Raw genomic sequence first — 23,369 nt, 5'->3', positions numbered from 1 at the left:
TCAATGATCCACAACAGGAAGGCTCCCATGCAACACCCCCGTCCCCGTACCGTCGTCACCGGTGGCAGCCGCGGCATCGGCGCCGCCATCTGCGTCCGCCTGGCCGCCGACGGCCATGACCTCGCCATCGGCTACCGCTCGGACCGCGCCGCCGCCGAGTCCGTGGCCGAGGCCGTCCGCGCCGCCGGGGCTGCCTGTGTGACCATCGCCGTGGACACCGCCGACGCCGGGTCCGTGGACCGGCTGTTCGCCACCGCCGCGAGCGAACTCGGCCCGGTCACCGGCCTGGTGAACAACGCCGGGGTGCGCGGCCCGGTGGGCCGGCTGGCCGACGCCGACCCGGAGGGGATGCGCGCCGCGCTGGAGGTCAACTTCCTCGGCTATCTGCTCTGCGCCCGCCGGGCGGTCCAGGACATGGTCGGCACCGGTGCCGGCGGCGCCATCGTGAACATCTCCTCCGCCGCGGCGACCCTCGGCGGCCCGGGCGAGTATGTGCACTACGCCGCCGCCAAGGCCGCCGTGGACGGGATGACCATCGGCCTGTCCAAGGAGCTCGCGGCGGACGGGATCCGGGTCAACTGCGTTGCCCCGGGCGTCATCTGGACCGAGTTCCACGCCGATCCGCAGCGTCCGGCGAAGCGGGCCGCGACCATTCCGCTGGGGCGCGCGGGGCAGCCGGAGGAGATCGCCGGCGCGGTCTCCTGGCTGCTGTCCGCCGACGCCTCCTATGCGACCGGCACCATCATGCGGGTGGCCGGCGGCAGTTGACCGCGGCAGCACCGTCCAAGGGACGTCCCCGATCCATCGGGGACGTCCTTTTTTGCAACGACCCATGCAAGCAGCGCAAGAATCTGATGACCCACCGCAGTTGAATGGCAAAGTTACGAAAATATTTGGTAGGGACCTTGTGGAGCCCGGTACGGCGTCCTACTGTCGGCTCACCCTCAGGCGCTCACCCACCCGAAGAGAAACGAGCATTCGATGTCACGGAGCATCACAGGTGCTGCATCGAGCCTGCCGAGCAGGCCCCCGCGCAGAGTCGCGGTGACGGCCGCGGCGGTGACCGCGACCGCCCTCGGCCTCACTGGTTTCGTCGGCGGCTCGGCCTTCGCCGGCACCGCCGCGCACGGGCAGAGCAGCTCGACCGCCCCCGTTGTGACGCGCGCCGCTCTTGACCCCTCCCTGGTCGCGGGCCGGGGCGCCACCGTCGGCTTCGCCGAGCAGGAGGCGGAGAACGCCGCCACGACCGGCACGGTCATCGGCACCGGAACAGACGCCTACACGCTGCCCGCCGAGGCCTCCGGCCGCAAGGCGGTCAGTCTGGCGCCGAGCCAGTACGTCGAGTTCACGCTGCCGAGCGCGGCCAATGCGATAACCGTGCGCTACAGCATCCCGGACGCGCCCACCGGCGGCGGCATCACCGCGCCGCTGAACGTCTCGGTGAACGGCAAGCACAACTCCACCCTGACCCTGACCTCGCAGTACGCCTGGCTCTACAACCAGTACCCGTTCTCCAACGACCCCAACGGCGGTCTGCTGCAGCCGGACTGGTGGATCACCGAGTGCTCCTGCGTGCCGGACCAGACCACCCCGGCGCCGGTCATCAGCAAGCCGTTCCGTCCGAACCACTTCTACGACGAGCAGCGGCTGCTGCTCGGCCGGACCTACAAGGCCGGTGACAAGATCCGGCTCGCGGTCCCGGCCGGCAGCGACGCCTCGGCCACCGTGATCGACCTGCTGGACTCGCAGCTCGTGGCCGCCCCGCACGTCGACCTGCTGGCCGCCAACGTCCTGCTGTTCGGCGCGGACCCGACCGGCCGGCGCGACTCCGCGGACGCGATCGACAAGGCGATCGCCTTCGCCAAGAAGACCCACCTCAAGGTCTACATCCCGCCGGGCACCTACCAGGTGAACCGTCACATCATCGTCGACAATGTGACGATCGAGGGCGCCGGCAGCTGGTACACCATCATCAAGGGCCACCAGGTCACCCTGAGCACCCCGGCCCCGGACGGCTCGATCCACACCGGCGTCGGCTTCTACGGCAAGGACGCCTCGGTCGGCGGCAGCACCAATGTCCACCTGTCCGGCTTCGCGATCGAGGGCGACGTCCGCGATCGGGTCGACACCGACCAGGTGAACGGCATCGGCGGGTCGCTGAGCAACTCGACCATCGACGGCCTCTACATCCAGCACACCAAGGTCGGCATCTGGCTCGACGGCCCGATGACCAATCTGAAGATCACCAACAACCAGATCGCGGACCAGATCGCCGACGGCATCAACTTCCACACCGGCGTCACCAACTCGGTCATCTCGAACAACTTCATCCGCAACACCGGTGACGACTCGATCGCCCTGTGGTCCGAGAAGACCGAGGACGCCAACGACACCATCGACCACAACACCGTGCAGACGCCGGTGCTCGCCAACGGCATCGCCGTCTACGGCGGCACCGACAACACCATCTCCAACAACCTGATCGCCGACCCGATCCGTGAGGGCAGCGCCCTCCAGGTCGGCTCCCGCTTCGGCTCCGAGGCGTTCACCGGCAACCTGTGGATCACTGACAACACCACGGTCAGGGCCGGGACGTACGAGCTGAACTGGAAAATCGGCCTCGGCGCCATCTGGTTCTACGCGCTCGAGAAGAACATCAACGCCAACATCGAGGTGACCGGGGACAACTTCCTCGACAACACCTACAACGCGATCATGCTGGTCACCGACTTCCCGGTGAAGGACCAGTTCTCGATCACCAACGTCCACTTCAAGGACATCAAGGTCGACGGCACCGGGACCTCCGTGGTCAGCGCCCGTTCGGCCGGTGGGGCGACCTTCCAGAACGTGGTCGCCCGCAATGTCGGCGCTGTCGGCGTCAACAACTGCGGCTCGTTCAACTTCACGGCCGCAGGGTCGGAGTTCGCGCTGACCGACCTCGGCGGCAACACCGGGGGCGGCACCACCGGCCCCTGGCTCGCCCCGTGGGAGCTGCCGAACACCATCACCTGCAACGACCGCCCGGACGTCGTGGTGCCGCCGGTCCCGTCCCCGTGGTCACCGTGACACCACGCCAGTAGGGGACGTCACAACCGAACGGGGTCTGCGGGGGTGCCTCCCCGCAGACCCCGTTCGCGCGTCCGGATCTGGACTCCGCACGGGCGGCTGCGTACGGTGACGGGGCGTCAAGACGTCCCGTCACCCCTTGGGAGCCCCGTTGCCTGCGACTCAGCCGGACCAGCCCGCCCCGCCCGCCCCGCCCGCTTCCGCAGGCCCGCTGGCGGGGGTCAGGGTGGTCGAGCTGGGCGGCATCGGTCCGGTGCCGTTCTGCGGGATGCTGCTCGGCGACCTCGGGGCGGAGGTGATCCGGGTGGACCACCCGGGCGCGGCCGGGCGTCCCAGCCCGTTCCCGGTGGTGCACCGCAATCGCCGCTCCATCGCGGTGGACCTGAAGCAGCCGCAGGGCGTGGACGCGCTGCTGCGGCTGGTCGAGGACTGCGACGCGGCGATCGAGGGCTTCCGCCCCGGCGCGGTCGAGCGGCTCGGCCTGGGCCCGGACGCCTGCCTGGCCCGCAATCCGCGGCTGGTCTACGGGCGGATGACCGGCTGGGGCCAGGACGGGCCGATGGCCCAGGAGCCCGGCCATGACATCAACTACATCGCCCTCGCCGGCGCCCTGCACGCCATCGGCCCGGCCGACGGCGACCCGGTGCCGCCGCTGAACCTGGTCGGCGACTTCGGCGGCGGCGGAATGCTGCTGGCGCTGGGCGTGCTCAGCGGGGTGCTCAGCGCCCGTGCCACCGGACGCGGCCAGGTGGTGGACGCCGCGATGACGGACGGCACGGCGCTGCAGCTCGCGATGACCTACGGCTTCCTGGCGCAGGGCCGCTGGGAGGACCGGCGCGGCGTCAACATCCTGGACGGCGGCGCCCCCTACTACGGCGTCTACCGCTGCGCGGACGGGCGACATGTCGCGGTCGGCGCGATCGAGGGACCGTTCTACGCCGCGCTGCTGCGGGTGCTCGGGCTGGATGCCGACCCGGTGTTCGCGCGGCAGCAGGACCGGTCCGCCTGGCCCGCGATGCGGACCGACCTCGAACGGATCTTCGCCGGTCGACCCAGGGACGAGTGGGCCGGGATCTTCGACGGCCAAGGCGCCTGTGTGACCCCGGTGCTCTCGCTCACCGAGGCGGCCGAGCACCCGCACAACGCCGCGCGGGGGACGTACCGTCCGCTGCTGGACGGTGCCGCATCGGCGCCGGCCCCGGCGCCGCGGTTCAGCGGCACGCCGGCGGCCGAACCCGCGCCGGCCGTGCTGGTGGGGGCGGACACCGAACGGGTGCTGGCGGGACTGGGCCTGGCGGCGGGGGAGATCGCCGCGCTGCGGGAGAAGGGCGTGGTGGGCTGAACCTCTGCCGGGCTGAGCCGCTTTCGAGCCGTCGGTCGGCTGCCGGTCAGCCGACCGCCTCGGCCTGCTGGTAGAGGCTCTGCACATCGTCGCCGAACAGGGCGGCGTAGGAGACGTCCTCGGTGTCGCCGCCGGTCTGGTAGCCGCCGATGACCCCGACCAGGGTGCCCGAGCCGTCGGTCGGGTCGTAGTTCTCGACCCAGCCGCTGCCGCTGGTGCCGCTGGCGTAGCCGGTGCAGTACACCGTCAGCTGCCGGCTGGCGAAGGCCTGGCTGCTGCCGGTGCAGCTGATCGGCTCGTCGGTGGCGGTCGGGTAGCCGGTGATCTGCACGGTGGTGTCGGTCACCCCGTCGGTGTCCAGCCCGTAGCCGCCGACCACGGACTGCAGCGTCTGCCCGTTCAGCGGCTCGACCACGCCGAAGGCCACGTCGTGGTCCGGGTCCTGACTGCTGGTCCAGGCGCTGTCCTCGAGCACCTGGGAGATCTGCCACACGCCGTAGGGGGCGGTGCCGTCCCGGTAGGCGGGGACGAAGACATGGCTGCTGGCGCCGTTGCTGAGGCAGTGCGCGGCGGTGACGATGACGTCCCCGGCGGGGCTGTCCACCACGCTGGCGGTGCAGTGGTGTCCGGCCGCGATGCTGCCGGCGAAGAGGGCGCCGACCTGGCTGGGCTGCTGGGCCGCGGCGAGGGTGATGGACTGCCCGGTACTGGTGAGCGGCGGGGCCGTCACCGGCTTGGCCACGATCTCCGACTTCTCGACCGCCTTGGCCGCCGGCTTCTCGGCCGGCTTCGCGGTGGCGGTGGGCTGCGGGGCTGCTGTCGTCGCCTTTGCCGTCGCCTTGGCTGCGGGCTTGGTGGCGGCGGGCGTGGGCGAGGAGGCGACCGGCTTGGCCAGGTCCTGGCTGCTCGCAGGCTTGCTGTCGCTCGCCCTGGCCGCACCGCTCGCGGTGACGAAAGCGCCGCCTCCCAGCATGATGCCCAGCACCAGCCCGGTCATCGCCCTGCCTCTGATCCGGCGTGGCACAACCGCTCCGAGCTTGCCGTTGTCCGCTGACTCCCTGTCCGACATGCCTGACTCCTTGCCTCAACGTCGGGATCGATGCCCGTGGGGGCAGGTGTGATCCGTTCCGTTTACCTTCCTGATCGTGTACGGCGGTGCTGAGAGGGCCGTAGGAGCAACCTGAGAGGTTGATGATTACCGTCCGGGGGCGGACGGGCGCTCTGGACAGATAGCTCCTATTAAGAGGTAAAATACAGAGGTGGGCACGAATCCCGAGGAAGACATCACCGAACTCGCCGAACTACTCGTCGGCATTCAGCGGTTGATCCGGCGCAGGCTCCGCCAGGACCTGACCGGACCCCGGCTGCGCGGGGCCCAGGTGGAGCTGCTGCGGCTGGTCCGACTGCGTCCGGGGATCGGGGTGGCGGCTGCGGCGAAGGAGCTGCATCTCGCCGGGAACTCGGTGTCCACCCTGGTCAACCAGCTGGTGGCGGCCGGGCTGCTGACCCGTGTGGCCGACCCGCAGGACCGCAGGGCGGTCCGGCTGACGATCACCGACGAGGCCGCCGAACGGATGGGCGGCTGGGACACCAAGCGGGGGGATCTGGTCAGCCGCCAGGTCGCCGCGCTGTCGGAGCAGGACCGGGCGGCGCTGGCCGCCGCGCTTCCCGCGCTGCGGGGGCTCGCCGGGGGACTGCACAGGGAAGTCACGGAGGGGATATGACGCTACCGCTGTCCGAGAAACCGTCCGACGAGGCGTTGCGCGAGCCGCCCGAAGCAGCCGCCGAACCGCCGGCGGCCGTGCACTGCACCGGTCTGGAGTACTCCTTCGGCGACACCAAGGCCGTCGACGGGCTCGACCTGAAGGTCGAGCCGGGGGAGGTGTTCGGGCTGCTCGGCCCGAACGGCGCGGGGAAGACCACCGCGATCCGCGCCATCATCACCCTGCTCCCGGTCCCGGCCGGGATGGTGCAGGTCTTCGGCCACGACTGCGCCAAGGAGAAGATGGCGGTCCGCCGGCTCCTCGGCTACGTCCCGCAGCAGCTCTCCGCCGACAGCGGCCTGACCGGCCGTGAGAACGTCTCGCTGTTCGCCCGGGTCTTCGACGTCCCGCGCCGGGAGCGGGCCGCGCGGGTCGCCGAGGCACTGGACGCGGTCGGTCTGGCCGACGTCGCCGAGCGCCTGGCCGGGACCTACTCCGGCGGCATGATCCGGCGGCTGGAACTGGCGCAGGCGCTGGTCAGCGCCCCGCGGCTGCTGATCCTGGACGAGCCGACGATCGGGCTCGACCCGATCGCCAGGACCAGCGTCTGGGAGCGGATCACCGAGATCCGCGAGGCCACCGGGATGACCGTGCTGGTCACCACCCACTACATGGACGAGGCCGAGCAGTACTGCGACCGGGTCGCCCTGATGCACCGGGGACGGATCCGCGCCCTCGGCACCCCGGAGCGCCTCAAGGCGGACCTGGCCGATGTGCTGGAGTCGCCGACCCTGGAGGACGTGTTCCGCCACCACGCGGGCAGCGGCCTCCAAGGCAGTTCGTCCGACAACGCCGACGGAGAGGACTTCCGCGATGTCCGCCGCACCCGCCGCACCGCTTCCCGTGTCGGCTGAGGCCGCGGCCGCGCCCGCGGTGGCTGCTACTGCCACCGCCGCGGGGACGCTGTCGCTGCTGCTCACCCCGCCGAGGGCCCGTACCGGCTGGCGGATCGTCCCGGCCAGGGTCGGCGCGATGTGCATCGTGGAGCTGCAGAAGCTGCGCCACGACCGGACCGAGCTCTACACCCGTGCGGTGCAGCCGGCCCTGTGGCTGCTGATCTTCGGGGAGACCTTCAACCGGATCCATGCCATCCCCACCGGCAGCGTCCCCTATCTGGACTTCCTGGCGCCGGGGATCATCGCCCAGTCCGCGATGTTCATCGCCATCTTCTACGGCATCATGATCATCTGGGAGCGGGACTCCGGGGTCCTCACCAAACTGCTGGTCACCCCCACCCCCAGGGCCGCCCTGGTCACCGGGAAGGCCTTCGCGGCCGGTGTGAAGGCCGTGATCCAGGCGCTGGTAGTGGTGGTCTTCGCGGCGATCCTCGGGGTCGGCATGACCTGGAACCCGCTGAAGCTGATCGGGGTGGCGGTGGTGGTCATCCTCGGCGGGGCGTTCTTCTCCTGCCTCTCCATGACCATCGCCGGGATCGTCCTCACCAGGGACCGGCTGATGGGCATCGGCCAGGCCATCACCATGCCGCTGTTCTTCAGTTCCAGCGCGCTCTACCCGGTCAGCATCATGCCCGGCTGGCTCCAGGCGATCAGCAAGGCCAATCCGCTCAGCTACCAGGTCGACGCTCTGCGCGGGCTGCTGCTGGGCACTCCTTCGCATCTGCTCACCGACTTCACCGTCCTGGTCGTCGCCGCCCTCTGCGGCATCGCGGCAGCCTCCGCGCTGCTGGGGCGGCTCGCCAAGTAAGTCCCTTCGGTCTAACCCGAACGGCGCGGTCCGAGGGCGCGCCGGGGGTGCCCCGACGTACGGTGGCTCGCAGCAGGGGAACGGGCGGAACGGGCGATCGAGGACGGGGTACCCCAGGCGTGTCGGACAAGCGGGAGAAGTCACCCAAGTCGGATAAACAGTCGAAGCCGGCGAAGCTGGAACGGCTGCCGAAGAAGCCCTATGAGCGTGAACTGGTGCGGCTGCAGGCCGAGCTGGTGACCCTTCAGGAGTGGGTGCGCAGCACCGGCGCCCGGGTGGTCGTGGTCTTCGAGGGGCGGGACGCCGCAGGCAAGGGCGGGGCGATCAAGCGGGTCACCGAGCACCTCAGCCCGCGCGTGGCCCGGGTCGCCGCCCTGCCGGCGCCGACCGAGCGGCAGCGCAGTCAGTGGTACTTCCAGCGCTATGTCGAGCAGTTGCCGGCCGCGGGGGAGGTGGTCCTGTTCGACCGCAGCTGGTACAACCGGGCCGGGGTGGAGCGGGTGATGGGCTTCTGCACCCAGGACGAGTACCACCGCTTTCTGCACCAGTGCCCGATCTTCGAGCGGATGCTGGTCGAGGACGGCATCCACCTGCTGAAGTACTGGTTCTCGGTCAGCGACCACGAGCAGGAACGCCGGTTCCGGGCCCGCCGGGACGATCCGATGCGGCGCTGGAAGCTTTCGCCGATGGACCTGGAGTCGGTGACCCGCTGGGAGGACTACTCCCGGGCCAAGGACGAGATGTTCGTCCACACCGACATCCCCGAGGCGCGCTGGAACGTGGTCGAGAGCGAGGACAAGCGCCGGGCCCGGATCAATATGATGGCGCACCTGCTGTCCGCCGTGCCGTACCACGAGATCCCCACCGAGGAGCTGGACTTCCCCGAGCGCCCGCCCTCCCAGGGCTACCAGCGCACCCCGCGCGAGGAACAGCACTACGTCCCCGACCACGCCAGCACCCTCACCGGCGACTGACTTCCTGTCAGCTGTCCGTCGGGGTGTCCACCCAGTAGAGCTGTTTGTGGCCGCGGGACTCGAAGGTTTCGGCGGCGGCTGTGGCTTCGGCGTGGTCGGCGTAGCGGGCGACGACGTAGCGGTTGCCGTTGTCGTCCTGGCGCATCAGCACGAAGCGCCGATCGACGGTGTCCGCGGGGGCCGGGGTGTCCGCGGGGGCGGGGATCTCGGTGAGGTGGTGGATGTTGCGCTGGTCGGTGGGGTCCTGGCTGGGGGCGCCGGTGAACCAGGCGTCCAGGATCTCGGTGAGCAGCGGGGCCGAGGTCAGCCGCAGGCTGAGGGCCAGGACGTTGGCGTCGTTCCAGCGGCGGGCGCCGGTGGCCGTGTAGGCGTCGGCGCACAGGGCGGCGCGTACGCCGGGGACCTTGTTGGCGGCGATGGACGCGCCCGTCCCGGTCCAGCAGCAGACGACCGCCTGGTCGGCCCTGCCCTCCGCGACGTCCCGTGCGGCGGCCTCGCTGCAGTAGGCCCAGTCGTTCTCGCCGCCCTCCCGCAGCGCGCCGTACCGGAGCAGGGTGTGGCCGCGCCGCAGCAGCTCCTCCGCGAGCTGCCGGGCCACGCCCTCGTCGAGGTCGGAGGAGATCGAGATACGCATGTTCGCAGCCTAACGAGCCCCAGCGAGCCTAACGAGCCCCCAACGAGGTGTGGGCCCCCTCCGACGAGCGGAGGGGGCCCACACCGGGAGCGAGCGGGGTGCGAACGTCAGGTCGCGGTGGTGGTGGTGGTGGAGCCGAGGGAGCTGCCGGCCAGCCACTGGGTCCAGGTCAGGTTGAAGGCCGCGTAGCCGTTGTCGCCGGCGGCCTTGCCGCGGGGGGAGCCGGTGATGGTGATCGGGTCACCTTGCTTGACGTAGTTGTAGTACCACTTGGAGTCCGCCAGCGACAGGTGCACGCAGCCGTGCGAGCCGTAGCTGTGGCCCGGCTGGGGGTCACCCGTGGAGTAGTGGACGTAGGTGCCGGAGTAGGTGAGCTGCACGTCCCACGGCAGGGTGATGTCGTAGTAGTTGGGGTCGCTCTTGTTGCAGGCGATGCCCACGCTGCAGGACCGCATCCGGACCTCGGGAGCCTTGCCGATGACCGCCATGGTGCCGTCCCACGAGGGGAAGCTCGGGCTGCCGGCGTCGATCGGCATGCTCTTCACCAGCGCGCCGTTGCGGTAGACCTTCATCGAGTGGCCGGGCACCGAGATCTTGGTCTCGGTGTCGGAGCCGACCGTGAAGTCGTGGGTGTAGTCGTGGGTGCCGTAGCGCCCGTTGCCGTCGCCCACGTCGGTGAGGGCCGCCTTCACGGTGACCTTGGTGCCGGGCTTCCAGTAGCTCTGCGGACGCCAGTCGACCCGCTGGCTGCTGAACCAGTGCCACGCGCCGGTGACCGGCGTGGAGGTGGTCACCTCCAGGTGCTGCTCGATCGCCTTGCGCGCCGAGTTCGCCACGGCCTTGGAGAAGACGATGGAGATCGGCATCGCCACCCCCACCGTGCCTCCGGTGGCCGGGGTGATCGAGTCCAGCAGCAGCGGCGGACCCGACGGGTGCGTCGGCTTCGGGCTCGCGGTCGCACTCGGGCTGGAACTCGCGCTGCTTCCGGCGGTCGAGCCGGCGCCGGTGCTGGCGCCTCCGCTCGCGCCGGCGACGGGGGAGGTCTTCTGGCCCGAGGCCGTGGCGCTGCCGCCACAGGCACTCGCACTCGCCAGAACGGCTCCCGCCAGCAGTGCTATCCCGATGCTGTTCTTGATCCGACCCACGCCCCTGCTCCACTCACGTCACGTCATGCCATCCGAGGTCCGACGTCAGTAGGACTCGGATCCCCATGTCGGCGGTTGCACCGAGCATATGATTTAAAAGTCAAGATTCGGACTCGAAGGGTCCCCGGGGCGGCAGAACCCAGGGAGTTCCCAGGAATACCGGTCGCTCCCAGGGGTCCCGGCCGTCCCGGACCGGTCGGCCTCAGGAGTCCCAGGCGGCACCGAGCGCCAGCAGCCGCTCCCGGTACTCGATGACCTCGGTCCAGGCGGCCGGCCAGGCCTCCGCGCCGAGGTGCGCTCCGGCGAAGGCCCCCGCCAGTGCGGCGATGGAGTCGGAGTCCCCGGACGAGAAGGCGCCCCGCCGCACCACGTCCTCGGGGGCGTCCGGCAGCAGCAGGAAGCAGTAGAGGGCGGTCGCGAACGCCTCCTCCGCGATCCAGCCCGCCCCGGTCGCCAGGCAGGGGTCGGCGTCCAGGTCGGGGGAGGGCGAACCGGGCCGCAGGCCCAGCGCGGACTCCACCCGGTCCAGCACCGCCAGGCACTCGTCCCAGCCCCGGGCGACGAACCCGGTCCGATCCTGGACCTGAGCGTGTTCGGCCAGGTCACCGAGCCAGTCCTCGCGGTAGACGCCGCGGTTCTCCCGGGCGTGGTCGCGCAGCAGCGGGAGCAGTTCGGACGGTGCGGCGCCCCCGGCCAGCAGCCAGACCGTGTGCGCGGTGAGGTCGCTGGCGGCCAGCGCGGTGGGGTGGCCGTGGGTGAGCGCGGACTGCAGCTGCGCCGCTCCCGAGCGCTGCTCGGCGGTCAGCCCGGGGACCAGCCCGATCGGCGCGACCCGCATGTTCGCGCCGCAGCCCTTGGAGCCGACCTGGCTGGCGGCCTGCCAGCGCCCGCCCCGGCTCAGGCCCTCGCAGGCGGTCAGGCAGGTCATCCCCGGCGCGCGGTTGTTCTCGGGGAGCGCCACCAGGCGATGAACTCGGCCCGGACCGGCGGCTCCATCCGCTCGGCGGTCAGCGTTCCGGACGCCAGTGCGGTGACCAGTCCGTCACCGAGGGCGAGCGTCATCTGTGTGTCGTCTGTCACATAGGCGGTCCCGGACGAGACCGGGAGGGTGAGCCCGCGCCAGGGCCCGGACTTCGCGGTGATCTGAGCGATGGTGTTGAACTCGGTGGGAAACCCCATCGCGTCCCCGATCGCCAGCCCCAGCAGCGATCCCGTCGCCGCCTGCTTGCCCGTCACCGTCATCTCGGCCCCCGTTCAGTGGTCTGGAATTTCAATCATGACTCGCCGCTGATTCACCTGATCGGGCGAGTCGGTCCGAAGTTCATTGTCCGCCCCGCGGCGGCGTCCTAGGGTCGAAGTTGATGTAGGACGACGAAAGGCCAGACCGCCGATGGCACAGCCGTTCACGCTCCCCGACTTCTACATGCCGTACCCGGCACGTATCAACCCTCATGTCGAGGAGGCCCGCGAGCACTCCAAGGCCTGGGCGCGCAGGATGACCATGATCGAGGGCTCCGGCATCTGGGACGAGGCCACCTTCGACGCCCACGACTACGCGCTGCTCTGCGCCTACACCCACCCCGACGCGGACGCCGCCGAACTGGCCCTGGTGACCGACTGGTACGTCTGGGTCTTCTTCTTCGACGACCACTTCCTGGACATCTTCAAACGGACCCAGGACATGGCCGGGGCCAAGGCGTACCTGGACCGGCTGCCGTTGTTCATGGCCGCGTCCGGCACCCCGGAGCCGACCAACGCGGTCGAGGAGGGGCTCGCCGACCTGTGGGCCCGTACCGTGCCGTCGATGTCGGGCGCCTGGGCCGAGCGCTTCCGGGAGAGCACCCGCGCGCTACTGGAGGAGTCGCTCTGGGAGCTCAACAACATCAACGAGGGCCGGCTCTCCAACCCGGTCGAGTACATCGAGATGCGCCGCAAGGTCGGCGGCGCGCCCTGGTCGGCCGACCTGGTGGAGCACGCGGTGGGGGCCGAGGTCCCGGCCGACATCGCCGCCAGCAGGCCGATGCAGGTGCTCAAGGACACCTTCGCGGACGGGGTGCACCTGCGCAACGACCTGTTCTCCTACCAGCGCGAGGTCGAGGACGAGGGCGAGCTGGCCAACTGCGTGCTGGTACTGGAGCAGTTCCTCGGCTGCGGCACCCAGCAGGCCGCCGAGCTGACCAATGAGCTGCTGACCTCCCGGCTGCAGCAGTTCGAGCACACCGCGCTGACGGAGGTGCCGCCGCTGCTGCTGGAGAGCGGGATGGACCCCAAGTCCGTCCTGGACGTCGGGCTCTATGTGAAGGGCCTGCAGGACTGGCAGTCCGGCGGCCATGAGTGGCACATGCGCTCCAGCCGCTACATGAACGGCGCGGGCGGTGGCGCGGATGGCGGCGCGGGCGCGTCCGTGCTGGACGGGCCGGTCGGGATCGGCACCTCGGCCGCCCGGCTGCTCGGTTCGCTGACGGCCTCGCTGCCGCGGCGGACCAGGCAGCACGGCAATGCCCCGCACCGCCCGGTCGGCCACCTCCCGCTGCCGGACTTCTTCATGCCCTATCCGCTGCGGATGAGCCCGCACCTGGACGCCTCGCGCGAGCACCTGGTCGAGTGGGCGCAGCGGATGGGCATCCTGGACGTGATTCCGGGCGTCCCGGGCTCGGGGGTCTGGAGCGAGGAGAAGATCCGCGACTACGACCTCCCGCTGTGCGCGGCCGGGATCCACCCGGACGCCACCATCGAGGAGTTGGACCTCACCAGCGGCTGGCTGGCCTGGGGCACCTACGGCGACGACCTCTACCCGGTGATCTTCGGCCGCACCCCGGATCTGGGCGCGGCCAAGCTCTGCACCGAACGCATGTCGCTGTTCATGCCGCTGGACGCGACCGAACCGGTGCCGCTGGCCACCAGCCCGCTGGAACGCTCGCTGTTCGACCTCTGGACCCGGACGGCGGGTCCGATGACCCCGGCCGACCGGCGCAAGTTCAGGACCTCGATCGAGGACATGGCGGACAGCTGGCTCTGGGAGCTGACCAACCAGAAGCAGAACCGGATCCCCGACCCGGTCGACTATGTGGAGATGCGCCGGAAGACCTTCGGCTCGGATCTCACCATGAGCCTGTCCCGGCTCTCGCACGGCCTGAGCGTGCCGCCGGAGGTCTACCGCTCCCGGCCGATCCGCAACATGGAGAACTCCGCCGCGGACTACGCCTGCCTGCTCAACGACGTCTTCTCCTACCAGAAGGAGATCCAGTTCGAGGGGGAGATCCACAACGCGGTGCTGGTGGTGCAGAACTTCCTGGACTGCGAGGCGGCAGAGGCCCTGGTCGTGGTCAACAACCTGATGACGGCCAGGATGCAGCAGTTCCAGCACATCGTCGGCCTGGAACTCCCGGCCCTCTACGACGACTTCGACCTCTCCGAGGAGGCCAGGCGCACCCTCGACGGCTATGCCGCCGAGCTGAAGGACTGGATGTCCGGCATCCTCAACTGGCACCGGGGCTGCTTCCGCTACGACGAGGCCACCCTGCTGCGCCACAACGGCTTCCTCCCGGTCGCCGACATCTGGCGGCCGGCCGCCCCGTCCGGCCTGGGCACCTCGGCGGCCCGGCTGGCCGAGGTGTTCAGCGGCGGGGGGTCAGCCTGACAGGGGGCTCAACCGGCTGAGGCTGACACCACTGCTTGGAGGGCCGCGGAGGCCCCGGCGCTGATCGGGTCTCCGTGGCCGAAGCAGGCGGTCTCCACCCCGTCCAGTTCGCTCATCCGCCGGAGGGAGGCGATGGCCCGTTCACGGTCGGTGTTGAAGACGCCCAGCATGGTCCTGCCGTCCATGTTCGCCACCGCGTCGCCGGTGAAGAGCACCCGGCGGTGCGGGAGGTGGATCGCGATGCTGCCGTCGGTGTGGCCGGGACGGCCACCACCCGGGCGCCGCCGCCGAAGTCGATGGCGTCGCCGTCCGTGAGCTCCCGGTCCACCCGTGCGGGTGGGGCCGGGGGCAGCGGCGGCAGGCTCTCGAAGATCGGCCGCTCCCAGTCCAGCAGCACCGGCGGCGTCCCGGCCCGGTCGCCGCGGATCACCGGCGCGTCCGCCGCGCCGGCCATCACCGTGACCGGGCCGAAGACCCCGGTCCAGCTGCCGATCTCGGCCGCGCCCCCGGCGTGGTCCGGGTGGAAGTGGGTCAGCACGACCCGGCGCAGCCGTCCCGGGTCCAGGCCCAGGCCCTTGATCGCGGCGGCGACGGTCGAGCCGGAACCGGCGGCGCCGGCGTCGATCAGGGTGAGGGCGTCCTCGTCACGCCAGAGGTAGGCGTGGCCGACCGGGAAGGGGATCATAAACAGATCAGGGACGATCTCGTGGGGCTCCATGCCGGAAACCTACGCCGCCTGGTGACCTGCCGTCAGCATCCTTACGCTGCGGGCGAATTCAGCGTGGAGAGAACGTCCAGCACGCGATCGGCGTCGGCCGAGGTGTTGTAGAGGTGGAACGAGAGCCGCAGGTTGCCGGCGCGGTTGGAGGCCACCACCCCGGCCCGGGCCAGCTCGGCCGCCGCCCGTCCCAGCCCGGGGACGGCGACGATGGCGGACCGTCCCGGTGCGGCGATGTGTCCCAGCGCGGCCAGGCCGTCGCGGAAGCGGTCGGCCAGGGCCAGGTTGTGCGCGCCGATCCGCTCCGGGGTCAGCTCCTCCAGCAGCGAGAGCGAGGCCGCCGCGCCCACGAACGCGGACCAGGCCGGAGCGGTGTCGAAGCGACGGGCGGTGGGCGCGAACGCGACCGAGTCGTAGCAGTTCGCCCAGGGGTCGTCGCCGGCGTACCAGCCGGGGGCGAAGCGGGCGCAGGGTCGCCGCCGCCTCGGGGCCGACCGCCAGGAAGGCGGTGCCGCGCGGGGAGAGCAGCCACTTGTAGGGGGCGCAGACCAGGAAGTCGGCGTCGTCGGCGCGGATCGGGAGCCAGCCCGCGGACTGGGTGACGTCGGCCAGCAGTCGCGCGCCGTGGGCGGCGGTGACGGCGCGCAGCGCGGCCAGGTCGGTGACCCGCCCGTCCGCCGACTGCACCACGCTCACCGCGACCAGCGCGGTCGCCGGGCCGACCGATTCGGCCAGCCGTTCCAGCGGGACGGTGCGCAGTACCAGGTCGTCCCGGCTGCGGAACGGCTGGGTCAGCGAGGTGAACTCGCCCTCGGCCAGCAGCACCTCGGCGCCGCTCGGCAGCGCCTCGGCCACCAGCCCGACCAGTGCGGACACCGTTCCGCCGATCGCCACCTGCTCCCGCACGGTGCCGGTGAGCCTGGCGAAGGAGGCCCGGGCCGCGCCGACCGGCTGGTCGTAGCCGACCGGATCGCAGCGTCCGGCCGCCCACGCACCCAGGTCGGCGGTGAGCGCGGCCTGGGTACGGGCGGGCGGGAGGCCCATCGAGGCGGTGTTGAGGTACACCGTCTCGGGTGCGAATTCGGCGGGGGCCAGCGAGAGGATCGGGTCTGTGGTCATATGACCAGCATTCCTGTCGCCGATCGATAAGTCCACGGCGATTTTTTCGTCGCCTGCCAAAGCAATGCTTATGAAAGGCTGTGCGTTACTGCTTGAGGGCTTCCAGCTGGGCGGTGAGCGTGGGGACGTCACGGAAGGTCAGCCCCAGCGCGGCGACGTGCTTCCAGCGCAGCACCCCTTCGGCGTCCACGATGAAGACCGCCCGGCGCAGCATGCTGCCCAGGCCGATCCCGTAGGCGGCGACGGCCTCCCGCTCGGTGTCGGCCAGCAGCGGCATCCGCAGCTGGAACTTGCGGGCGAAGCTCTCATGGCTGGCGATGTCCTGGGTGCTGATGCCCCAGACCGTGGCGCCGAGGTCGGTGAACGCCTCGAAGCCGGAGGAGTACGAGCACAGCTGCTTGGTGCAGACCGACGTGTCGTCACCCGGGTAGAAGGCGAGGACCACGGGGTGGCCGCGCTCCTTCGACAGGGTCAGATCGGACCGGACCAGCTCGCCGTCGACGAGTTGGACGGCGGGCAGGGTGAAGTCGGGGGCGACGTGCCCGACCTCGGGGGATTTAGCCATGCGGGGGTCTCCCTGGGCGGTGGCCGGCGTCTGGGAACTGTGACGTATGCACCATTATGGCGTCAGCCCGAAAGTGATCCGGTACCCGGCCTCCCCGGTGGAGGTGAAGGTGCTGGTGGCGTCGTCGTCGACATAGGAGTACGCGAACGGCTCGGCGCGCTTGAAGTCCGCCGCGTAGTCCACCGGCCACTTGGTCGGGTCGCAGGCGGCGCGCGCGGACCAGGCGCCGCGGCAGCAGTACTGGTCGGTGCCGAACACCCCGCAGGGCGACTCGCAGCCGACGACCGCCCCGCCCGCGTGGATCCGCAGCGCGGCCGGGCAGCTCACCGGGCGGGTGCAGCCCGCCGCTGAGCAGCCGTCAGCGCTGATCTTGTCCGCACTGGCGCCGCCGACCAGGTTGATCCACATCGGCAGATTGCTGCCGTCCACCATGCTGACGTCGTAGAAGTCCAGGCCGCTCCAGGCGTTGAGGTTGAACTCGGCGAGGGTGGCCGGGATCGCGCCGTAGCCGGGGCACTGGAACTTCCCGTCGCAGTCCCCGGTCTGGCAGTGCCCGTTGCCGGCCGCGTTGAAGCTGCAGCCGGTGCGGCCCCAGAACCGGCCGTTCCAGTGGTCCGGGATGCTGATGCTGAGACTCTGGCCCGGCTTGAGCACCCAGCCGCTGGTGGTCAGCGCGGGTTTGGCGGTCTGCTGTCCCGAGCCGACCCAGACGGTCTGGCTCAGCCGGTTGACGAAGGTCACCGTACGGTGCCCGGCGGCGGCCTTCGGCGGTTTCGCCGGGTTCGGCGCCTTGCCGGTCGGGCGGGGGGTGGCCGGGCGGAGGGTCGGGGCGGTCGCGGTAGCGTGTGCGGACGCTGTGGGGGTGCTGGTCGCCGTGGCCGTGCTCGGCTGCGGGGCGGCGGTCGCGGTGGCCCCGGGCAGACCGCCCGCGTTCGCCGTGGCGACGGCCGCTCCCGGCGCCGCACCGCTGGTCACCACGGTGCTGTCCGGTCGGCCGAAGGGGAGGTACAGGGCAATGGAGAGCACTGCTCCCACGACGGCGGCCAGGCCGACCATCAGCCATGTCCGGGTCCGGCTGGAGCCCTGCCTGCGCTGTCCCATAGGTACCTCTGCTGCCTCTGCGTTTCACTGGCGCACGTGCGCCCGGCCGGCCCCCGCCACTCAGGAGACGGCGGCAGCCACCGCCGACAACGGAAATCCTCGGAACGGATCCCGAAGTTTCTGTGATCCTGCGGGCACCGCCCCGTCTCCTGTGCAGAGCGAAGCGGTACGGCAAGCGAGAGGATCCAGGTCGACATGCGTGTAACCGGTCGGAGCACGGCGGCCAGAGGGACCGCACTGGGCGGAGCGAGCGCCGGAACGGTCCTCGCCGCCAAGGAGGGCGACCCGCTGGCCCTGGACGCACTGGTGGCCGCGTCGCTGCCGCTGGTCTACAACATCGTCGGACGCGCCCTCAACGGGCACCCGGACGTGGACGACGTGGTGCAGGAGACCCTGCTGCGGGTGGTCAGGGGCCTCGGTGAACTGCGGCAGCCGGAGTCCTTCCGGTCCTGGCTGGTGGCCATCGCGGTACGCCAGGTCCAGGACCGCGAGCGGGAGCAGCGCAGTTCGCACACCCACCGCGCCGATCTGGACGCCGCCGAGCAGATACCCGACCCGGCCTCCGACTTCGCCGGGCTCACCATCCTCCGGCTCGGCCTCACCGACCAGCGCCGCGAGCTGGCCGAGGCCACCCGCTGGCTGGACGAGGACGACCGGGCGCTGCTGGCCCTGTGGTGGCTGGAGGAGACCGGCGAGCTGAGCCGCGCGGAACTCGCCGAGGCCCTCGGCCTCTCCGGACGCCATGCGGCGGTCCGGGTCCAGCGGATGAAGGAGCAGCTGGAGACCGCCCGCACCATCGTCCGGGCGCTCCAGCTGCAGTTCCAGCCGGGGCAGCAGTGCGCCCCGCTGCTGGAGCTCACCCGCAGCTGGGACGGGGTGCCCAGCCCGCTCTGGCGCAAGCGCCTGGCCCGGCACATCCGCGAGTGCGGGCAGTGCGGGGAGCAGGGCGGGGTGCTCTACCCGATGGGCCAGCTGCTCGGCGGCCTGCCGCTGCTCGTCCCGCCGCCGCACCTGGTCGCGCAGCACGTGGGGGGCGCCACCGGCCTGGGCTCCTCGCTCGGGCACGGCCCCTCGGCCGGTCAGGCCGGCCACGCCGGGCACGCCTCGCACATCGGCAGTGTCGGGCCGGGCCACCGGGCGGTCAGGGGCGGGGTGCGGGCCGCGCTGCACGGCGGCAAGGTGCTGCCGGTCTCGGCCGCCGCCGTGACCGTGGCCGGGGTCGCGATCGCCGCGGTGCTGGTGTCCGGTCTCGGCGGGAGCCCGGCGAAGCCGCGTCCGGTCGCGGCGGCGGAGGTCACCCGGTCCGGGACGGTGAGCCCCGCGGCCTCCGTCCCGGCGGCGACGCCGACCCTGTCGCACAGCCCGTCCGCCACCCCCTCGCACAGCGCCAAGCCCTCGGCCACCCACCCGGCGGTGCCGCCGCCGGCGACGGTGAAGACGGTGTCCTCGTCCAAGAAGGGCGTCAGTGTCTGGAGCTTCTCCGGGGTGAACACCGCTCTCACCGAGTCCGGGGCGAGCTGGTACTACACCTGGTCCACCACCCACTCCGGCATCAGCGCCCCGTCCCGGATCGGCTTCGTCCCGATGATCTGGGGCGCGGCCTCGGTCACCCCGACCGCGCTGGCCCAGGCCAAGGCGGCGAGCCCGTACCTGCTCGGCTTCAACGAGCCGGACATGTCCGCGCAGTCCAATATGACGGTGGATCAGGCGCTGCAGCTGTGGCCTCAGTTGATGGCCACCGGCAGCAAGCTGGGCAGCCCCGCCGTCGCCTACGGCGGTGACACCGCGGGCGGTTGGCTGGACCGCTTCATGAGCGGCGCCAAGGCGAAGGGCTACCGGGTCGACTTCATCACCCTGCACTGGTACGGCGGCGACTTCACCACCCCGGACGCGGTGAACCAGCTGCGCTCCTACGTCCAGGCCGTCTACAACCGCTACCACCTGCCGATCTGGCTGACCGAGTACGCCCTGATCGACTTCTCCCACGGCACCCGCTTCCCGACCGGGGCGCAGCAGGCGGCGTTCGTCACCGCCTCCACCACGATGCTGTCCGGGCTGTCGTTCGTTCAGCGCTACGCCTGGTTCGCTCTCCCCGCCTCGGACACCGCGGCCAGCACCGGCCTGTTCCGCAGCGGCCCGGTGGCCACCGACGCGGGCAAGGCCTTCGAGGCAGCCGGAGGCTGATTGTCCGTCAACAACCCTTCACCGTACGAACGATCTGGCCCGGCCCTCCGCTGCGGAGGGCCGGGCCAGATGCTTGTGCGGCGGGGATCCCGAGCTGGATACCGGACGGGATACCGGTAATCCGTTCGTCACGCCGGGGACTCACGGCGGCAAACAGCATCCCCGACAGTCTTCGAAACAGCACCGCAGCAATGCACTCAAGAACCGCACCGTATGCACCTCCCGTCCGTCACGCGAGGAGCCTCATGTCGGACCCGGTCAGCATTCCCGCGAACCCCGCACCCTTCCCGCTCGACCCGGGCGGCTTCGCCCTGGTCATCATCGATATGCAGCGAGACTTCCTGGAGCCCGGCGGCTTCGGCGAGAGCCTCGGCAATGACGTCGGCCAACTGCGGCGCACCATCGAGCCGTTGCACGCCGTCCTGGACGCGACCCGCGCCCTCGGGCTGCCGGTGGTCCACACCAGGGAGGGCCATCTGCCCGACCTCTCGGACTGCCCGCCCAGCAAGCTCACCCGCGGTCTGCCCTCCAAGCGGATCGGCGACCCGGGCCCCAACGGCCGGATCCTGATCCGCGGCGAGTACGGCCACGACATCATCGACGAACTCGCGCCCGTCGAGGGCGAGACCGTCGTCGACAAGCCCGGCAAGGGCGCCTTCTACGGCACCGAATTCGGCGACGTCCTGGTCGCGGCGGGTGTGCGCCAACTCGTCGTCACCGGCGTCACCACCGAGGTGTGCGTGCACACCACCGTCCGCGAGGCCAACGACCGGGGCTACGACTGCCTGGTCCTGGAGGACTGCGTCGGCTCCTACTTCCCCGAGTTCCAGGCCGCCGGCCTGGCCATGATCTCCGCCCAGGGCGGCATCTTCGGCTGGACCGCGACCTCGGCCGACTACCTCAAGGCGCTCCAAGCAATCCAAGCACTCTGACGATCGACGCTCGATGATCGACGCTCGGTCCTGCACCGTCGGAACCACATCCCCCACGGAGCCCGCCATGTCCCTCACCGCGCCGCCCTCGGCGGCCACCGCCGAGACCGAACCACCGGTCACCATTCCCTGGTGGTCGCCCGGCGACACCAACGCCTTCTTCGGCCTGGGCTTCAACGTCCTGGTCAATGTGCTGGTGCTGACCGGCCTGGTCATCGGGGTCGTCAACATCCCCGGCCACGACGTCTACCACACCATCCTGCCCGCGCTCGGGGTCGAGCTGCTCATCGGCAACGTCTACTACACCTATCTGGCCCGGCGGTTGGCCCGGCGGGAGAACCGCACCGATGTCGCGGCGATGCCCTACGGGCCGTCCGTCCCGCACATGTTCATCGTCACCTTCGTCATCATGCTGCCGACCTACCTCGCCACCAAGGACCCGATCCGGGCCTGGGAGGCCGGTCTGGCCTGGGCGTTCGTGATCGGCTGCATCGTCATCGTCGGGGCCTTCGTCGGCCCCTACATCCGCCGCTGGACGCCGCGGGCCGCGCTGCTGGGCACCCTGGCCGGCATCTCGGTGGCCTTCATCTCGATGCGTCCGGCCGGGCAGATGTTCGAGGCCGCCTGGATCGCGCTGCCGGTGCTGGCGATCATCCTGATCGGCTTCTTCACCAACCTCAAGCTGCCGTTCAACATCCCGATCGGCCTGGCCGCGCTGCTGGTCGGCACCGCCATCGGCTGGCCGGCGGCTACATGTCCGCGCCGGACGTCACCGCCGCCGCCAGGGACATCGCCGTCGCGCTGCCCACGCTGCAGTTCCACCTGCTGTTCACCGGCATCAGCCATATCGGGCCGCTGCTGTCGACGGCCATCCCGCTCGGCATCTACAACTTCACCGAGGGCATGACCAATGTCGAGAGCGCCTCGGTGGCCGGCGACAACTACAGCCTGCGCTCGGTCCTGCTCGCGGACGGCACCGGCGCGATCGTCGGCGCCGCCCTGGGCTCACCCTTCCCGCCCGCCGTCTACATCGGCCACCCCGGCTGGAAGAAGGCCGGCGGCCGGACCGGCTACTCGATGGCCACCGGCGTGGTGATCGCGGTGCTCTGCTTCGCCGGGGTGTTCGGGCTGCTCGGCGCGCTGCTGCCGATACCCGCGATCGTGCCGATCCTGCTCTACATCGGCCTGCTGATCGGGGCGCAGGCGTTCCAGGCGGTGCCACGGGCGCACGCCGCCGCGGTGATGATCGCGATCATCCCCAATGTCGCCTCCTGGGCTCAGGGGCAGATGGCGGACGTGCTCTCGGCGGTCGGCTACCAGAACGTCGACTTCTCCAGCGCCGGCAAGCTCATCCCCCCGGTCGGCGGCGCGCCGGGGACCGTCCCGGAGAGCGCGCTGGTCAACGCGGGGGTCATCTACAAGGGGCTGATGATCCTCGGGGACGGCGCGGTGCTGGCCGGGCTGATCCTGGGCGCGATCGTGGTGTTCCTGATCGACCGCGACTTCAAGAAGGCCGCGATCTACTGCGCGGCGGGGGCGGCGCTGTCCTTCGTCGGCCTGATCCACGGAGCGAAAGTCGGCTGGGACGTCAACGGGCAGGTCGCGCTGGGATATCTGCTGGCGGGGGTGGTCTGCGCGCTGTTCCTGCTGAAGAAGGTGCCGCCACGGGAGCCCGACCCGGACGAGCACCTGCTGCTGCCCGAGGGCGGCGAGCCGGCCGTGGCCACGGCCGCCCCGGTGCTGGAGCCGGCTGCCGTGCCGTCGGGCTAAGGCATCAGGGCTCAGCCGGTGCGGCGGGAGGCAGTTGACGCTGCGTCAACTCCCGCCGCACCGGCGGCCACCTCGCGTACCACCGCGGCCAGCGCCTCCGGCTGCTCCAGGTGCACGGCGTGGCCGCAGCCCTCCAGCACCCGGTACGGCAGGCCGGTGAGGCCGCGCAGCGCCCGAGCCGCCGTGTGCCGGGCGGGTGGGGACAACGCCCCCACCGTGGTCATGAGTTGGACCCCGGAGGCGGGCAGCGGGGTCGGTTCGAAGGCCCGGAACATGGCGAAGTCCCTGCGTACCGCGTCCTCCTCGGCCGGGGCCAGGGACGGATCCCAGGACGGCCCGTACAGCGCCGTCCCGAAGCCGGCCACGCCGTCCGCGGCGTATCCGGCGGCGACATGCGCCAGCAGCCCGGGGACCAGGCTCCCCACCGCCGGTTCGTGCAGCACCGCCCCCGCCACCGGGACGCCCGCCGCCAGCAGCGCCAGACCCAGCGTCGCCCCACCGCTCACCCCGACCACCACCGCCCCCTCGGCCGCCTCCGCCAGCGCGGCCAACTCGACCCGCAGCTCACCGCTGTAGCCGCGCTGCGGAGCCAGTACCTCAAGCCCCGGCAGCAGGCTGCGGACAGCCGACCAGACCGCGGCGGTCGTCGCCGCACCGTGGATGAGGAGAACGCGCGTCGCAGCCATAGCGAGCAGCCTAGGACCTGCCCGGT

The 23,369-nt window shown here is 71.0% G+C and carries 16 protein-coding genes and 4 pseudogenes; 11 read left to right on the top strand and 9 right to left on the bottom strand.

What is annotated here, in order from left to right; all coding sequences use genetic code 11:
- Window positions 1-27: 27 nt before the first annotated feature.
- The 3 genes from ACXKR8_RS09850 (at window position 28) to ACXKR8_RS09840 (ending at window position 4,408) form a co-directional block, all read left to right on the top strand.
- Window positions 28-768 carry an SDR family oxidoreductase gene (locus tag ACXKR8_RS09850; protein WP_458272524.1) on the top strand — a complete coding sequence of 247 codons (741 nt, stop codon included), beginning with the start codon at window positions 28-30 and terminating at the stop codon, window positions 766-768.
- A 213-nt stretch (window positions 769-981) separates the two neighbouring features.
- Window positions 982-3,066 carry a glycosyl hydrolase family 28-related protein gene (locus ACXKR8_RS09845; RefSeq protein WP_458272523.1) on the top strand — a complete coding sequence of 695 codons (2,085 nt, stop codon included), beginning with the start codon at window positions 982-984 and terminating at the stop codon, window positions 3,064-3,066.
- A 151-nt stretch (window positions 3,067-3,217) separates the two neighbouring features.
- The gene (locus tag ACXKR8_RS09840) at window positions 3,218-4,408 is read left to right on the top strand and encodes a CaiB/BaiF CoA transferase family protein (RefSeq protein ID WP_458272522.1); all 1,191 of its coding nucleotides are present in this window, start codon (window positions 3,218-3,220) and stop codon (window positions 4,406-4,408) included.
- Between the two features lie 46 nt (window positions 4,409-4,454).
- Here ACXKR8_RS09840 and ACXKR8_RS09835 read toward each other — a convergent pair whose 3' ends face one another.
- Window positions 4,455-5,477, bottom strand: coding sequence for a trypsin-like serine peptidase (locus tag ACXKR8_RS09835; protein WP_458272521.1), 1,023 nt, complete (start codon window positions 5,475-5,477; stop codon window positions 4,455-4,457).
- A 190-nt stretch (window positions 5,478-5,667) separates the two neighbouring features.
- Here ACXKR8_RS09835 and ACXKR8_RS09830 point away from each other — a divergent pair, with 190 nt between their 5' ends.
- From ACXKR8_RS09830 to ppk2, 4 genes are all read left to right on the top strand, one after another.
- On the top strand, window positions 5,668-6,132 hold the full coding sequence (locus tag ACXKR8_RS09830) for a MarR family winged helix-turn-helix transcriptional regulator (protein WP_458272520.1): 465 nt from the start codon (window positions 5,668-5,670) through the stop codon (window positions 6,130-6,132).
- Entirely contained in the window at window positions 6,129-7,025 is an 897-nt protein-coding gene (locus tag ACXKR8_RS09825; protein ID WP_458272519.1) for an ABC transporter ATP-binding protein, read from the top strand. The genes ACXKR8_RS09830 and ACXKR8_RS09825 overlap by 4 nt, the downstream gene beginning before the upstream one ends.
- The gene (locus tag ACXKR8_RS09820) at window positions 6,985-7,875 is read left to right on the top strand and encodes an ABC transporter permease (RefSeq protein WP_458272518.1); all 891 of its coding nucleotides are present in this window, start codon (window positions 6,985-6,987) and stop codon (window positions 7,873-7,875) included. Before ACXKR8_RS09825 ends, ACXKR8_RS09820 begins: the two co-directional genes overlap by 41 nt.
- A 176-nt stretch (window positions 7,876-8,051) precedes the next feature.
- Window positions 8,052-8,849 (top strand): polyphosphate kinase 2, encoded by a 798-nt coding sequence (gene ppk2, locus ACXKR8_RS09815; protein ID WP_458274938.1) that lies wholly within the window; start codon window positions 8,052-8,054, stop codon window positions 8,847-8,849.
- 202 nt (window positions 8,850-9,051) lie between these two features.
- Here the strand turns inward: ppk2 and ACXKR8_RS09810 are convergent.
- From ACXKR8_RS09810 to ACXKR8_RS09800, 3 genes and pseudogenes are all read right to left on the bottom strand, one after another.
- A pseudogene (locus ACXKR8_RS09810) lies at window positions 9,052-9,483 on the bottom strand (RpiB/LacA/LacB family sugar-phosphate isomerase); the annotation flags it as partial.
- 107 nt (window positions 9,484-9,590) lie between these two features.
- The gene (locus ACXKR8_RS09805) at window positions 9,591-10,628 is read right to left on the bottom strand and encodes a L,D-transpeptidase (RefSeq protein WP_458272517.1); all 1,038 of its coding nucleotides are present in this window, start codon (window positions 10,626-10,628) and stop codon (window positions 9,591-9,593) included.
- Window positions 10,629-10,830: 202 nt separating this feature from the next.
- A pseudogene (locus ACXKR8_RS09800) lies at window positions 10,831-11,870 on the bottom strand (ADP-ribosylglycohydrolase family protein).
- Between the two features lie 148 nt (window positions 11,871-12,018).
- Here ACXKR8_RS09800 and ACXKR8_RS09795 point away from each other — a divergent pair.
- Window positions 12,019-14,268: a family 2 encapsulin nanocompartment cargo protein terpene cyclase gene (locus ACXKR8_RS09795; RefSeq protein ID WP_458272515.1), complete on the top strand. Its 2,250-nt coding sequence runs from the start codon at window positions 12,019-12,021 to the stop codon at window positions 14,266-14,268.
- An 8-nt stretch (window positions 14,269-14,276) separates the two neighbouring features.
- Here the strand turns inward: ACXKR8_RS09795 and ACXKR8_RS09790 are convergent.
- The 4 genes and pseudogenes from ACXKR8_RS09790 to ACXKR8_RS09775 form a co-directional block, all read right to left on the bottom strand.
- Window positions 14,277-14,953, bottom strand: a pseudogene (locus tag ACXKR8_RS09790) (MBL fold metallo-hydrolase).
- 74 nt (window positions 14,954-15,027) lie between these two features.
- Window positions 15,028-16,105, bottom strand: a pseudogene (locus ACXKR8_RS09785) (aminotransferase class V-fold PLP-dependent enzyme).
- Between the two features lie 85 nt (window positions 16,106-16,190).
- Complete coding sequence (locus ACXKR8_RS09780; RefSeq protein WP_458272512.1) at window positions 16,191-16,670, bottom strand: peroxiredoxin; 480 nt, start codon at window positions 16,668-16,670, stop codon at window positions 16,191-16,193.
- 54 nt (window positions 16,671-16,724) lie between these two features.
- On the bottom strand, window positions 16,725-17,771 hold the full coding sequence (locus ACXKR8_RS09775) for a thaumatin family protein (RefSeq protein ID WP_458272511.1): 1,047 nt from the start codon (window positions 17,769-17,771) through the stop codon (window positions 16,725-16,727).
- Between the two features lie 195 nt (window positions 17,772-17,966).
- Here ACXKR8_RS09775 and ACXKR8_RS09770 point away from each other — a divergent pair, with 195 nt between their 5' ends.
- The 3 genes from ACXKR8_RS09770 to ACXKR8_RS09760 all read left to right on the top strand — a co-directional run bounded on the left by ACXKR8_RS09770 (window position 17,967) and on the right by ACXKR8_RS09760 (window position 22,657).
- Window positions 17,967-19,955, top strand: a complete 1,989-nt coding sequence (locus ACXKR8_RS09770; protein WP_458272510.1) for a sigma-70 family RNA polymerase sigma factor — start codon at window positions 17,967-17,969, stop codon at window positions 19,953-19,955.
- 245 nt (window positions 19,956-20,200) lie between these two features.
- Complete coding sequence (locus ACXKR8_RS09765; protein ID WP_458272509.1) at window positions 20,201-20,887, top strand: cysteine hydrolase family protein; 687 nt, start codon at window positions 20,201-20,203, stop codon at window positions 20,885-20,887.
- Between the two features lie 753 nt (window positions 20,888-21,640).
- Window positions 21,641-22,657 (top strand): hypothetical protein, encoded by a 1,017-nt coding sequence (locus ACXKR8_RS09760; RefSeq protein ID WP_462100432.1) that lies wholly within the window; start codon window positions 21,641-21,643, stop codon window positions 22,655-22,657.
- A gap of 11 nt (window positions 22,658-22,668) precedes the next feature.
- Here ACXKR8_RS09760 and ACXKR8_RS09755 read toward each other — a convergent pair whose 3' ends face one another.
- Window positions 22,669-23,343: an alpha/beta fold hydrolase gene (locus ACXKR8_RS09755; RefSeq protein WP_458272507.1), complete on the bottom strand. Its 675-nt coding sequence runs from the start codon at window positions 23,341-23,343 to the stop codon at window positions 22,669-22,671.
- Window positions 23,344-23,369: the final 26 nt, after the last annotated feature.

The sequence above is a fragment of the Streptacidiphilus sp. PAMC 29251 genome, assembly GCF_054208735.2.
This window is presented reverse-complemented; position numbering and strand designations above follow the sequence as displayed.